The following is a 13,136-nucleotide window of genomic DNA, read 5'->3' as shown; positions in this document are numbered from 1 at the left end:
TCCCTTGAGGGGTGCGTGTCCTTCGTCCCGGGGGTGCGTCGGCGGGCCCTACCCGTGCCTGGATGGAGGTTGCAATGACGCATGCCCCGAAGGAAGCCGCAGGCGATGCCGTGGTGAGGAAGAAGCCGTGGTACCGGCAGCTGTACGTGCAGGTGCTGGTGCGATCGTCCTCGGCTGGCAGTGGCCGGATCTGGCCACGTCGATGGAGCCGATCGGGGGCCTGGCCAATCCGATCGGCGCGGTCGGCAGCGCCGCGTTGATGTTGGAGCCGCCGGAGTCGCCGGCTGAACGGCAGTTCCGGCAAGCGGGCGTGGTGAGCGCAGGTCCATGAGGGGCTCGGCCAAGGTCGGGGATGGTCCCGGACCGCCTGCGGCACGGGTGAACGGGCCCGGGACGGTCGGTGGTTCGCTGATCGTCCCGGGCCTGTCCGCGGGCTACTTCTGTGTGAGCGGGGTGACGGCGATCTGGTCGATGACCGGCGCGTACGGGGAGCGCTGGTCGTACTGGTTGGAGGTGTCACCGTTGAAGTCGGGCAGCTCCTGTGCGGTGAAGGTGAGCCTGTTCGTGCCCTTCTTCAGGGTGAGCGGGACGGTCAGCTCCCAGAAGTTGTTGAAGTGGAAGGTGGTCGGGAACAGCACCCGCTGGGCCGGTCCGCCGTTGACCGACAGGTCCGCGTGGCGTGCGATCGGGTCGGGGTTGTAGTGGGTGGCGGGTTGTTGCTCGGCGTTGGAGTAGCGGATGGTCACCGCGTGCCGCCCGGCCTTCCCGGCGACGACGTCGAGGCTGAGGGCGTTGGCCTTGCCGTCGCCGATGTCGGTGACCGCCTTGCCGCCGGAGGCGAAGGTGTAGGCGTCGGTCACCTTGGCCGCGCCGGTCAGCGTGCCGTCCTCGGCCTGGTACACCGTGGTCTTCAGGCTGCCGCTGGAAGGTGCGACCCGCAGCCGGTCGAGGGCCAGTTCACCCGAGGCGCCGGTCACGGTGATCTTGTTGATACCGCCCGACAGGAACACCGGGACAGGGTCGGTGCCCTTCCTGCTGCCCCCGACCTTGGACACGTCGAGCTTCTCGCCGTTGAGGGACAGGCTTGCCCGGCCACCGCCCAAGTGGTCGACGGACACGGTCGCTTCGCCGTCGGCGGGGGAGTGGACCCAGAAGGTCGCGGAGTCGCCCTTGCCCAGCGGTACCGCACCGGGACCCGAGGCGCCCGGGTGGGTGTAATCGGGCCGGGCTCCGGAGAGGGTGGCGTACTCGGCCTCGTAGATCGCAGGCGCGGTCACCCGCGCGTCGCGCAGGGACAGGTCGACCTTGTCGATGATGGCGTCGCCCTTGGTCACTCCCAGGTCCGGGTCCTTCGCGGCGAGCGTGATGCGGTGCTTGCCGGCGGTCAGCTTCACCTGGGTGTCGGTGTGGCCCCAGACCACCCACTTGTAGCCGAGCGGCAGCCGCAGCTCCTGCGGGTCCGTGCCGTCGACACGCAGGAAGACGTTGGTCGGGCCTTGTTCCTTCACCCGGTCGTACAGGTTGTAGGAGTTGGCGAACACACTCAGGTCGTACGTGCCGTCCTGCGGGACCTCCACGTCGAAGCCCAGCACCCCGTCCGATCCGGTGCGCAGGCCGCCGACGTTGTAGGTGCCGGAGGTCGCGAACCCGCCGACGTTGGCGGGCGTTCCCTCGGGACCGTTCTTCGAGTAGCCGCCGCCGGTGTAGGTGGCGTTCTCCGCCTCGTACGTCTTGCGCCAGCTCACGGCGGGTTCGGCCGCCACGCCGCCGTTGCCGCCGGGGGAGAGGATGACCTGATACGCCGACATCTCGTTCATGCCGGTCATGGGGAGGGTGACGGTGCCGTCCGCATCGACCTCGACCTCCCGATCGGCCAGTCGCAGCGGCTGGGCCGAGTCACCGACCTGTCCCGTCCAGGGGATCTCCTGCACGGTGGCGTGCACCGTCGTCCCGAACAGCCCGGGATCGACGTTCTTGAAGACGATGTCCGCGTCACCGCTCTTGCCGCCGAAGATCGCCCGCGACTGCTTCTTGCTCTCGTCGAGGGTGGCGACGCCCTGGAGGGTGTACTGCTGGTTGGGGTGCGGGGTGGTCACCTCCACCGTGTGACCGGACATCTGGCCGTAGGCGTTGAACAGCCACCACTGACCGTTGCCCTTGTTGGCCTCGACGGCCGAGTCGTTGAGGTTGCCGTCGATGTTCCAGTACGCCAGGTCGGCGTCGATCTTGGACTCCTCGATGGCGGAGACCCACTGCACGACCTGACCGGGCACGGAGAGGTGGAAGTTGTGGCCGTACTCGTTGACGTTGATCGGCAGCGGGCCGACGCCGACGTCCTTCTCCATCTGCCGGTACTTCGCCACGTTCGTGCGAACCGCGGCGGGGCTGGACAGTTCGTGCCAGGTCATGACGTCCGGCACCACGTCGTTGGCCTTGGCGTACTGGAGGAAGCCCTTGACCTGGCTGTAGAGCACGCTCGTGTTGGGGCCGGCGATACGGGCGTCCGGGTCGAGGCCCTTGATGAGGTGGTAGACCTCCTTCCAGGCCGCGAAGTAGTACTGCGGGTCGTTCAGCCAGGAGGTCTTGTTGTAGCTCCACTCGCCGGTGCCGAACATGTTCCCTTCGGGCTCGTTGAAGGGCACGTAGACGACGTTGTCCTTGTGGTCGCCCATGGTCAGGACCTGCTGGACCTGCTTCTTGATCTTCTCCTTGAAGTCGGCCAGCCGCGCCGGACCGTCCGCGCCCGGCCACTGGTAGGGGAAGCCGCGGTAGATGTCGGTCATGTAGATGTAGACGTCCTTGCCGCCGGAGTCCACGAATGCCGGCAGCACCTCGAGGGCGTCCGCGCCCGGGTGCTGGGGCCCGTCCTGCGCCTTCGTCGACACCGTGCGGACGTGCATGCCTTCGAGGACGTTGCGGCTGGGTACGCCGTCGCCGTAGACGCCGTACAGCGTGCCGGAGGCGCCGCCGTGGAAGACGCCCGTGTCGGTGGCGAGGTCGATGGTGAGGTGCTCCGGCTCCGCGGCGCCGGCAGTGCCGACGGCGGTTCCGGTGAGCAGAGCGGCGACACTTGCCACGGCTGTGGCCGCTGCGCCGGCTGTTCTTCTCAGGGGGCTGCGTTGCACTGAGGTCTCCGTTGGGGTGATCCGTCCCGTGACGTGATGCGAACCGGTTCGAATCATGTCCAGCTGGGCGAGCCTGGAAGGGCTTGGCCTGATGCGGGGGGATATGGCGGATGCTTGCGGTCTTGTCGAACCGGTTCGCCGGAAGCTAGCACTGCCGGAAACGGGCCAGCAATACCTCCGACACGGATGGGACACTGTTTTCCGGAAGTGCGCGCAAGGCATTGACATGCGCTGCGGCCCCTCCTAACTTCCCCTCATCGAACCGGTTCGACAACCGGCTTCGATGTCGAACCGGTTCGAAGCATTCGATGAGGGAGCGCCCGTGAACATCGGTGAGATCGCCAAGCGGGCCGGTGTCTCGCGGAGCACCGTGTCCTACGCCCTGAGCGGCAAGCGCTCGGTGTCGGAGGAGACCCGCCGCAAGATCCAGCAGGTCATCGACGAACTGGGCTACCGGCCCAACGCCAGCGCGCGGGCCCTGGCCAACGGCCGGACCAGCACCATCGGCCTGGTCTTCCCACCGGCCGGCAACCACTACACCGGCATGCAGCTCGACTTCATCGGCAGCGTGGTGGAGGCCGCGGCCGCCCACGACTACGACGTGCTGCTCTCCCCGAGCGGCGTGGACAGCGACCGTTCGTTCCAGCGGCTGCTGGCCGAACGCCGGGTCGACGGCGCGATCCTCATGGAGATCAGGCTCCAGGACGATCGCGTCGACCACCTCGGCGAGGCGGGCTTCCCCGCCGTCTGCATCGGCCGCACCGCACACCCGGACGGTGACTGGTGGGTGGGCCTGGACCACACCGCGCTGGTGGAGGCGTGTGTCCACCACCTCGCCGACCTGGGCCACCGCAGGATCGCCTTCGTCAACCGGCCCGAGCGGCTGCTGCGGGCCGGGTACGAGTCCGCGCAGCGCGGGCTGGACGGCTTCACGAAGGCCGCGGCGGAACGCGGGCTCACGGTCCGGACGTACTCCTGCGGCGACGACGCACCCTCGGGCCAGGTGTGTCTGGAGCAGATCCTCCACGACGACCCCGCCACCACGGGACTGGTCACGTTGAACGAAGCCGCACTCGGGGGCCTCTACCGGGGCCTGGCCGTGGCGGGCCGTCATGTACCCCGCGACTTCTCCGTCACCGGAGTGGTGGCGGGCCGCTGGGCGGAGACGGTGACCCCGCAGCTCACCGCGGCTGACGTACCGGCCGAACAGATGGGGCGCCTCGCCGTCGACCTGCTCGTCGAGCGGCTCGACCATCCCGACGCCGCGCCGCGCCATCACCTGCTGACGCCGCCCATCTCGCTGCGCGCCAGCACCGGACCCACCCACACGGGTTCCGGCTCCACCGCCTGATCCCCACGCCCTCTCTCTCCTGTCAGCGGCCGTCGCCCCCGTAGCGCACCGCCGCCCCTTCACCCGTCCCCTCGGACGGTCGTCTCCCGACTGCCCCTTCGGCATGCCTTCCTCCGGCATGCCCATGCCGACATCACGAAGGAACGCACCATGAACGGATCCACCGGACGACGGCTCACCGCCGCCGCCATGACCGTCGTCGCCCTCGCCACCGGCACCACCGCCTGCTCGTCCGGCAAAAGCTCGTCCGCGCAGGGGGACGACGGTGGCACGTACACCGTGTGGGACCCCTACCCGCAGTTCGCCAAGGACTCGGCGTGGGCGAAGCTGCTCGACAGCTGCGGCAGCACAGCCGGCGTGAAGATCAAGCGGACCGCGTTCGACACCAGCGACCTGACGAACAAGGTGCTCCTGGCGGCCCAGCAGGGCAACTCGCCGGACGTCCTCATCGTGGACAACCCCGTGGTGTCGACCCTGGCCGAGGCCGGAGTCCTCACCACCACCGACGACACCAAGCTGGACACCTCGAAGGCCGACCCCAACCTGCTCGCCGCCGGCCAGTCCGGCGGCAAGACGTACGGCACGCCGATCGGCGCCAACACCCTCGCCCTCTACTACAACAAGGACGTGCTGAAGAAGGCCGGCGTCGACGTCGCCTCGATCAAGGACTGGCCGTCGCTGACGACGGCGCTGGAGAAGGTGACCAAGGCCGGCAAGAAGGGCATCACCTTCTCGGCGATCGGCACTGAGGAAGGCAGCTTCCAGTTCCTGCCGTGGTACTGGGGCTCGGGCGCCAAGCTCACCGAACTCGACTCCACGCAGGGCGTGTCGGCCCTGTCCCTGTGGACCGACTGGCTGAAGAACGACTACGCCCCCAACTCGGTCATCAACAACACCCAGACCACCAGCTGGCAGGAGTTCGCCAGCGGCGACTACGCCTTCGCCGAGAACGGCACCTGGCAGCTCGCGAACGCCGAGAAGGCCGGCTTCGACTACGGCGTCCTGCCCATCCCGGCCTCCGGCGGGGGCAACGCGGCGGCCCCGACCGGCGGCGAGTTCGTCACCGTCCCGGTCCAGGGCGACACCGGCCGCTACACCACCGCACAGAAGCTGGTGACCTGCCTGACCAGCACCGAGAACCTCTACGCCACCGACACCACCCTGTCCTACGTGGCCCCCACCACCGAGGTCCAGGACAAGCAGGTCGCGGCCGACGCCAAGCTCAAGCCCTGGGTCGAGGCGGTCAAGGCGGCCAAGGGGCGTACCAGCGACGACCTCGGCACCCAGTACCCCAAGATCTCCGAGCAGATGTGGAAGGCGGTCCAGTCGGCTCTCAGCGGGGCCAAGTCACCGAAGGACGCGCTGACTTCGGCGCAGAGCGCGGTCAAGTGACGTGAGCCCGATGAAGCAGACGACGCACCCGCCCGAGCGCCGGCCCGTGCTCGACCGGAAGGGGGCGGCCGTAGCCGCCCCGCTCCCGGGCCGCCCCGCGCAAAGGCGGCGCCGGCCGACGTCCCAGCAGTGGGCGGCCTGGGCCTTCCTCGCCCCGGTCACCCTCTACCTCGTTCTCTTCTACGCCTATCCGCTGTACCGCAACCTCGATCTGAGCCTGCGCAACTACACCGTCCGCTCCTTCGTCCAGGGCGACGCGCCCTTCACGGGCCTGGCCAACTACCGGACCGTCCTCGACGACCCGACCTTCGGCCCGGCACTCACCCACACAGTGGTGTTCACCGCCGTCTGCCTGTTCTTCCAGTACGCCATCGGCCTGGCCCTCGCGGTCTTCTTCAACCAGAGCTTCCGGCTCTCCGCGACGCTGCGCGCCCTGTTCCTCGTACCCTGGCTGCTGCCGCTGATCGTGTCGGCCTCCACCTGGTCCTGGATGCTCAACAGCGAGTCGGGCATCGTCAACGCCGTCCTCAGCGCGGTCGGCGTCGGCCCGGTGAACTGGCTGACGTCACCGTCCTGGTCGCTGGCCTCGGTGATCATCGCCAACATCTGGATCGGCGTCCCGTTCAACCTGGTCGTACTCCACAGCGGTCTGCAGGCGATCCCAGCGAGCCTCTACGAGGCGGCCGCCCTCGACGGGGCAGGTGCCTGGCGGCGCTTCTGGCACATCACCTTCCCGCTGCTGCGTCCGGTCTCGGCCATCACCCTGCTGCTGGGCCTGGTCTACACGCTCAAGGTCTTCGACATCATCTGGATCATGACCAAGGGCGGCCCGGCCGACTCGTCCACCACCTTCGCCACCTGGTCCTACCGCCTCGGCTTCGGCAACCTGCTGCCCGCCTTCGGTCCCGGCGCGGCCGTCGGGAACCTGCTCGTCGTCGCCGCCCTGGTCTTCGGCCTGGTGTACGTGAGGGTCCAGCGAAAGCAGTACGCCTCATGACGACCATCGCGACCGCACCACGCCCTCGCCGGGCACGGACCGCCTGGTGGAAGACGGCCACCGGTCTCCTGCTCACCGCTGTCATGCTCTTCCCGGTCTACTGGATGCTCAACGTGTCCTTCACCCGCGAGCAGGACATGCGCAAGAGCCCGCCGGACCTGATCCCCGCCCACGGCACACTGGAGGGCTACCGCGCCGTCCTGGACCAGCAGTTGCCCTACCTGGGCACCAGCCTCGTCATCGGCCTCGGCACCGTCCTGCTGACCGTCGCGCTGGCCGCACCCGCTGGATACGCGCTCGCCAAGCTGCGTCCCCGCGGCGGCGGCGTGCTCAGCTTCCTCTTCCTGGTCGCCCAGATGATCCCCGGGATCATCATGGCGATGGGCTTCTACGCCATCTACCTCAGCCTCGGCCTGCTCCAGTCGGTGCCCGGCCTGATTGTCGCGGACTCCACGCTGGCCGTCCCCTTCGCGGTGTTGATCTTCACCGCGTTCATGTCCGGAATCCCCGACGAGCTGATCCAGGCCGCGCAGATGGACGGAGCGAGGGCCCTGCGCACGTTCTGGTCGATCGTGCTGCCCATGAGCCGCAACGCCGTCGTCACCGTGTCGCTGTTCGCGTTCCTGTGGTCCTGGTCCGACTTCGTCTTCGCCAGCACGCTCGCGGGCGGCGGCGCACACGAGCCGATCACGCTCGGCATCTACCACTACATCGGCAACAACAACCAGGAGTGGAACGCCATCATGGCCACCGCCGTCGTGGCCTCGCTGCCCGCCACGGTCATCCTCGTCCTCGCCCAGCGCTACGTCGCAGCCGGAGTGAGTGCCGGTGCGGTGAAGGACTGACCCTCCGCTTCGCCACCGCCCCACCGTCCGTCCGCCAGACGGTCACCCCCGCCCGAGAAACGAGTGACGCTTCATGACCGCCGACCGACCTGGCCCGGCCTTCTCCGTCCACGACATCCCGTTCAGCACGCACGGATCCTGGTTCGACATCTCCCCCGTGCTGGCGGAGAAGACCCATGCCGAGGACCTCCACCTCGTCTCGCACCAGAACGGCATGCACGCCGTCCTGCGCCTCGTGCCGCTCGACAGCGCGACGGGCGAGCGGGCCGAGACCCGTGTGGAGGCGACACCGGGTCTGCTGAGCTGGATCGGCGAGGCCGGCCGCGCCGACCTCGCCTACGAGTCGCCGGACACCGTACGCCTGAGCGGTGCGGGGCTGCCGCTGCGCGTCGCCGCGGCCGCCCGGACCCTGACCCCGTTCAGCGGCACCTACTTCTTCCACGACGCGGCCGCCGACGCACACGTTTTCACGTCGTACGAGACCGGACGCCGCTACCGCGTCACCGTCCTCTCCGGCACGGTGACCGACCTGTCCGGCAGCCAGGCACTGGGCAGCGGTGACCGCGGCCTCACGGTCGCCGCCGACGCTGACGGTCCCTGGGAGATCGCGGTCGAGGAACTCGACACGGCCCGCCCGCCGTACTCGCCATCGGCGGCCTTCGGCAAGATCGTCGAGGCCGCGCAGAACTCCTTCGCGGGCTTCGTCGACACCGTGGCCCCCTGGCGCTCGTCCGCCACCCCCGCCGCCGAACTCGCCGCCTACGTCCTGTGGTCCGCGACCGTACGCCCGGCGGGGCTGGTCACCCGGCCCGCCGTCCTCATGTCCAAGCACTGGATGGACAAGGTCTGGAGCTGGGACCACTGCTTCAACGCCCTCGCCCTGGCCCCCGGTTGCCCCGAACTGGCCTGGGACCAGTACCACCTGCCCTTCGACCACCAGGACGAGACAGGGGCGCTGCCCGACTCGGTCACCCATTCCGAGGTCCTCCACAACTTCGTCAAACCACCCATCCACGGCTGGACGTTCGGTCACTTGCGCCGTCGGCTGAGCACGGCCCTCGGTCAAGCCCAACTGGCCGAGACCTACGACAGGCTGGAACGCTGGACGGACTTCTGGCTCACCGCACGGCGCGCCCCCGGTGCGGCACTGCCCCACTACCAGCACGGCAACGACAGCGGCTGGGACAACGCCACCACCTTCGACCCCGAGCGCGTGGTCGTCACCGCGGACCTGGCCGCCTTCCTCATTCTCCAAATGCATGAACTCGCCGACCTGGCAACGGGGTTGGGGTCGCCCGAGAAGGCTCTCCGGTGGACGCGAATGGCTTCGGAAGCCCAGGCGGCGATGCTCGACCAGCTCTGGACCGGTGACCGGTTCGTCGCCCGGGGAGTCGCCGGCGGGGACACCTGGCACAGTTCCAGCCTTCTCGATCTGATGCCCATCGTGCTGGGCGAGCATCTTCCGGACGACGTCAGCAGCGTACTGGCCGGTCGCATCGAGGCCCACCTGACCTCGTACGGCCTGGCCACCGAGCTGCCGACCTCCCCGCACTACGTCTCCGACGGCTACTGGCGCGGCCCGATCTGGGCCCCCGCCACGGTCCTCGTCGAGGACGGCCTGCGTCGCGGCGGACACCACCGCCTGGCGGACGAGATCAGCGCCCGCTTCCGCGCCCTGTGCGAGACCCACGGCTTCGCCGAGAACTTCGACGCCCTGACCGGAACGGGCCTGCGCGACCGCGCCTACACCTGGACCGCCAGCAGCTACCTCCTCCTCGCCGAAGCACACACACGCCGAGGCGGCCACTGACCCGGACCTCTCGCGGCCACTGACACCGACCTCCTCCTCGAACCGGACCCGCACGGACCCGGGGCCGCCCTGACAGGCAGGGCCAGAACTCGCCGGATCACCCCGGGAGTTGGGCAGTCGGCTTCACTCCTCGGTCAGGCGGCGAAGGAGGCGAGTAGTTCGTTGTACTGCTTGGCGGCGGTGGCCAGGTCCTGGTCGGAGAGACCGAAGGCGGTGCCGTACACCTTGACCATCGGCTGGATGTCGAACTGGCACAGCCGCAGGGTCGCGTGCCAGTTGCTGAGGAGGGTCTCGAGGGTCGCCTGGTTCGCGCCTTCGGGGGTGTAGTGCTCGCCGGGGACCCCGGTGGTGACGGCGACGACGGCCTTCTTGCCGGCCAGCTGCGAGGCGGAGCCGTCCATGGTGAAGGCCCAGCCGAGGGTGAAGACCTTGTCCTGCCACTGCTTGAACAGAGGAGTGGTGTTGTACCAGAACACCGGGTGCTGGAAGACGATCACATCGTGGTCGGCCAGCAGCGCCTGCTCGGCGTCGGCGTCGATCTGGAAGTCGGGGTAGGCGGCGTAGAGGTCGTGCACGGTGACATGGGCCAGATCGCGGACGGCGTCCACGAGCGCCGCGTTGGCCTTGGACTGGGAAAGGTCGGGATGGCCGACGACAAGGAGAACCTTGGACATGATGAGAAACCTTTTCAGTGATCAGGGAAATGGGTGACTGGATGCGGGTTGATCGGGTCTGACGGGTCGCGAACTCGCAGGGGCGTCAGTCCTCTCCTGCGCGAATCCAGGAGCGCGGTGCTGATGAGAGTGCACCGGTACCGACAGTCATCGGTCGATGCTGGCCATGTTCGCCTCGTTGTGGCGCTCGCCCGCGGCGGGCGTGAGGTTGTTGAGACGGTCGAGCTGTGCGGGAGTGAGTTGGATGTCGTCGGCGGCGGTGTTCTCCTCGACGCGTGAGACCCGGCGGGTTCCGGGGATGGGGGCGATGTCGTCACCGCGGGTCAGCAGCCATGCCAGCGCGGTCTGGGCCGGGGTGGCTCCGATCTCGGCGCCGATGGCCTGTACTTCGTCGACGATGCGCAGATTGCGCTGGAAGTTCTCGCCGGTGAAGCGCGGGTTGGTCTTGCGCCAGTCGTCGTCGGCGAAGTCGTCGACGGTGCGGATCTGCCCGGTCAGCAGGCCGTGGCCGAGGGGGGAGTAGGGCACGAATCCGATGCCGAGTTCGCGCAGCAGCGGGAGGATCTCGGCCTCGACGTCGCGGGTCCACAGGGAGTATTCGGTCTGCAGCGCGGCCACCGGGTGCACGGCGTGTGCCCGGCGGATCGTCTCGGGGCCGGCCTCGGAGAGTCCGATGTGGCGCACCTTGCCCGCGGTGACCAGCTCGGCCAGCGCGCCGATCGTCTCCTCGATGGGTGTGTTCGGGTCGACGCGGTGCTGGTAGTAGAGGTCGATGTGGTCGGTGCCGAGCCGCACGAGCGAGCCTTCGACCGCGGTCTTCACGTTGTGGGCGCTGCTGTCGATGACGCCGGGGCCGTCGCCGGCGTGGGAGACCAGGCCGAACTTCGTCGCCACGACGACGTCGCCGCGCCGGCCCTTGATGGCCTTGCCGACGAGTTCCTCGCTGTGGAAGGGGCCGTAGATCTCGGCGGTGTCGATGTGGGTGACCCCGAGGTCCAGCGCCCGGTGGATGGTGCGGATCGACTCGGCGTCATCGAGCCTCCCGCCCGTGGTGTAGACGCCGGCCATGGTCATGGCTCCGAGGCCGATGCGGGAGACATCGAGCCCGCCCAGTGATACGTGCTTCATCTGGTACTCCTTGTCGTTGCGGCCGTCAGGCCCGTTGTGTCGTGGTGGCCGTCAGGCCCGGTCGGTGGTCGGGTGGGTGCCGGCGTAGGTAAGGCTGCCGACGACGTCGACGCCTCGGTCGTCGGAGCTGCGGATTGCTTCGCCGAGGCAGCCGGGCGCGCAATGGTTACCTGCGAGGGCATGTGGAGTCGGCCGGTGACAGCTGGGGCCCGACGCTGGTGTCGCCAGGGCCGGACGGCGGACATCCGTAGGCTGAAGCGGCTGGGCCGCGTCAGTGCTCCTGGGCCGTCGGCTCCAGAACGAGGACCGGGATCTCGCGGTCCGTGTTTCTCTGGTACTCGGCATAGTCCGGGAATGCCTCGACCGCTCGGGCCCACCACAGGGCCTTCTCGTCCCCGGTCACCTCGCGGGCCAGCATGTCCTGGCGCATCGGGCCGTCCTGAAGCTCGACCCGGGGGTCGGCGACCACGTTGTGGTACCAGACCGGGTGGGTGGGGGCTCCTCCCATGGAGGCGACCACGGCGTAAGAGCCGTCGTGCTCCACCCGCATGACCGGGGACTTGCGGATCTTGCCGCTCTTCGCGCCCAGGGTGGTCAGGACGACGACGGGCAGGTCCCGTAGCTTCTCGTCCTCTTCACGTGCGACCAGGACACTCAGCGTCGTTCCTTCCGTACCACCGGAGCTTTCGTACAGCTGCACCTGGTCACGTACGAACTGCGCCGTGCTCGGCTCGTACTCGCCTTTGAGCGGCATGTTGCCTTTCTCCATGCTGTCGAAGATTGAGCCCGGCGGGGGTTCCGTCTCGGCCGGGGGTGCGGGGTGGGTTGTTCAGACGTGGGTGTCGTCGTAGGCCAGGTCGCCGCCCAGCTCGCGGGAGGCCTCGGCCTGGGCGAGGAGTTCCTTCGCCTTGGCCTCGACGGCCTCGATGGCGTCCGCGCCGGCGACGAAACGCTGCAGCGGCTTGTCCTGCTGGGCGATGGTGAGCAGGGCGCGGGCGAGCTTGGCGGGGTCGCCGGACTGCCGGCCGTTCATGCTTTTCATGCCCTCGATCCTCGGGGCGGTGCGCGGGGCGTAGTCGTCGATGGACAGCTCGGGCCAGGTGGTGGAGCCGTCCACGAGGAGTTCGGTGCGGAAGTAACCGGGTTCCACCACCGTGGTGTGGATGTTGTACGGCTCGACGTCGTAGCGAAGGGATTCCATCCAGCCCTCTTCCGCGAACTTGGAGGCGGCGTAGGCGGAGGTGAACTCCATGCCGACCAGGCCGGCCGTCGAGGTGATGGTGATGACGTGGCCGGCGCGCTGCCGACGCATGATGGGCAGTACGGCGCGGGTGACGTTCATCGGGCCGAAGAGGTTGGTCTCGAACTGGCGGCGCATCTGCGCGGGCGAGATCTCCTCGAAGTAGCCGGTGAAGAGGTTCCCGGCGTTGTTGATCAGGACGTCGATGCGGCCGAAGCGGTCGACGGCGGCCTGCGCGGCGTCCTCGGCGTCCTCGGGACTCGTGACGTCGAGCTTGGTGACCAGCAGGTTGTCCTGTGGACCGCCCAGGGTCCTCTCGACCTCGTCGGGACGGCGGCCCGTGGCCACGACCTGGTGGTCGGCGGCCAGGGCCTCGCGGGCGATGTCCGTGCCCAGACCGCGTCCGGCGCCAGTGACGAGAACGACCTTGCTCATGGAGGATTTCCTTTCAGGTGCCGTGATCCGGCACCCGGTGTGTGAGGTGGCGATGGGCGGTGCACCACCAACAGAACCCGTTGTCACGGGAGCGTGGGAGTCCCTGATGAGGGGGTCACTGACAGGGCCCCCCTCCCAG

The 13,136-nt window shown here is 68.6% G+C and carries 10 protein-coding genes; 5 read left to right on the top strand and 5 right to left on the bottom strand.

The genetic code is table 11. The features are described 5' to 3' along the window. Nucleotides 1–434: 434 nt before the first annotated feature. Nucleotides 435–3,077, bottom strand: coding sequence for a cellulosome protein (locus ACFYO2_RS24700; RefSeq protein ID WP_388352897.1), 2,643 nt, complete (start codon nt 3,075–3,077; stop codon nt 435–437). 370 nt (nt 3,078–3,447) lie between these two features. On the opposite strand from ACFYO2_RS24700, the gene ACFYO2_RS24695 reads away from it, so the two are divergent. The 5 genes from ACFYO2_RS24695 (at nt 3,448) to ACFYO2_RS24675 (ending at nt 9,520) form a co-directional block, all read left to right on the top strand. After that, nucleotides 3,448–4,476: a LacI family DNA-binding transcriptional regulator gene (locus tag ACFYO2_RS24695; protein ID WP_388352894.1), complete on the top strand. Its 1,029-nt coding sequence runs from the start codon at nt 3,448–3,450 to the stop codon at nt 4,474–4,476. 150 nt (nt 4,477–4,626) lie between these two features. After that, a complete protein-coding gene (locus ACFYO2_RS24690) occupies nt 4,627–5,868 on the top strand; it encodes an extracellular solute-binding protein (RefSeq protein ID WP_388352891.1) in 1,242 nt (413 codons plus the stop codon). 10 nt (nt 5,869–5,878) lie between these two features. After that, a complete protein-coding gene (locus ACFYO2_RS24685) occupies nt 5,879–6,865 on the top strand; it encodes a carbohydrate ABC transporter permease (protein ID WP_388352888.1) in 987 nt (328 codons plus the stop codon). Beyond that, the gene (locus ACFYO2_RS24680) at nt 6,862–7,710 is read left to right on the top strand and encodes a carbohydrate ABC transporter permease (RefSeq protein ID WP_388352884.1); all 849 of its coding nucleotides are present in this window, start codon (nt 6,862–6,864) and stop codon (nt 7,708–7,710) included. The genes ACFYO2_RS24685 and ACFYO2_RS24680 overlap by 4 nt, the downstream gene beginning before the upstream one ends. A gap of 73 nt (nt 7,711–7,783) precedes the next feature. After that, nucleotides 7,784–9,520, top strand: a complete 1,737-nt coding sequence (locus tag ACFYO2_RS24675) for an amylo-alpha-1,6-glucosidase (protein ID WP_388352881.1) — start codon at nt 7,784–7,786, stop codon at nt 9,518–9,520. 134 nt (nt 9,521–9,654) lie between these two features. On the opposite strand, the gene ACFYO2_RS24670 is transcribed toward ACFYO2_RS24675, so the two are convergent. The 4 genes from ACFYO2_RS24670 to ACFYO2_RS24655 form a co-directional block, all read right to left on the bottom strand. After that, a complete protein-coding gene (locus ACFYO2_RS24670; protein WP_388352878.1) occupies nt 9,655–10,194 on the bottom strand; it encodes an NAD(P)H-dependent oxidoreductase in 540 nt (179 codons plus the stop codon). Between the two features lie 147 nt (nt 10,195–10,341). Further along, nucleotides 10,342–11,322 (bottom strand): aldo/keto reductase, encoded by a 981-nt coding sequence (locus ACFYO2_RS24665; RefSeq protein ID WP_388352875.1) that lies wholly within the window; start codon nt 11,320–11,322, stop codon nt 10,342–10,344. Nucleotides 11,323–11,593: 271 nt separating this feature from the next. Beyond that, the gene (locus ACFYO2_RS24660; RefSeq protein WP_388353512.1) at nt 11,594–12,076 is read right to left on the bottom strand and encodes a nitroreductase family deazaflavin-dependent oxidoreductase; all 483 of its coding nucleotides are present in this window, start codon (nt 12,074–12,076) and stop codon (nt 11,594–11,596) included. A 75-nt stretch (nt 12,077–12,151) separates the two neighbouring features. Next, nucleotides 12,152–12,997, bottom strand: a complete 846-nt coding sequence (locus ACFYO2_RS24655; RefSeq protein ID WP_388352872.1) for an SDR family oxidoreductase — start codon at nt 12,995–12,997, stop codon at nt 12,152–12,154. Between the last annotated feature and the right edge of the window lie 139 nt (nt 12,998–13,136).

It is taken from the genome of Streptomyces sp. NPDC006602 (assembly GCF_042870385.1).
Classification (GTDB): Bacteria; Actinomycetota; Actinomycetes; order Streptomycetales; family Streptomycetaceae; genus Streptomyces.
This window is presented reverse-complemented; position numbering and strand designations above follow the sequence as displayed.

Coding starts and splice junctions, on each gene's coding strand:
- ACFYO2_RS24655 (WP_388352872.1), bottom strand. CDS start 12,997: ATGAGCAAGGTCGTTCTCGTCACTGGCGCCGGACGCGGTCTGGGCACG.
- ACFYO2_RS24675 (WP_388352881.1), top strand. CDS start 7,784: ATGACCGCCGACCGACCTGGCCCGGCCTTCTCCGTCCACGACATCCCG.
- ACFYO2_RS24690 (WP_388352891.1), top strand. CDS start 4,627: ATGAACGGATCCACCGGACGACGGCTCACCGCCGCCGCCATGACCGTC.
- ACFYO2_RS24665 (WP_388352875.1), bottom strand. CDS start 11,322: ATGAAGCACGTATCACTGGGCGGGCTCGATGTCTCCCGCATCGGCCTC.
- ACFYO2_RS24660 (WP_388353512.1), bottom strand. CDS start 12,076: ATGCCGCTCAAAGGCGAGTACGAGCCGAGCACGGCGCAGTTCGTACGT.
- ACFYO2_RS24680 (WP_388352884.1), top strand. CDS start 6,862: ATGACGACCATCGCGACCGCACCACGCCCTCGCCGGGCACGGACCGCC.
- ACFYO2_RS24670 (WP_388352878.1), bottom strand. CDS start 10,194: ATGTCCAAGGTTCTCCTTGTCGTCGGCCATCCCGACCTTTCCCAGTCC.
- ACFYO2_RS24685 (WP_388352888.1), top strand. CDS start 5,879: ATGAAGCAGACGACGCACCCGCCCGAGCGCCGGCCCGTGCTCGACCGG.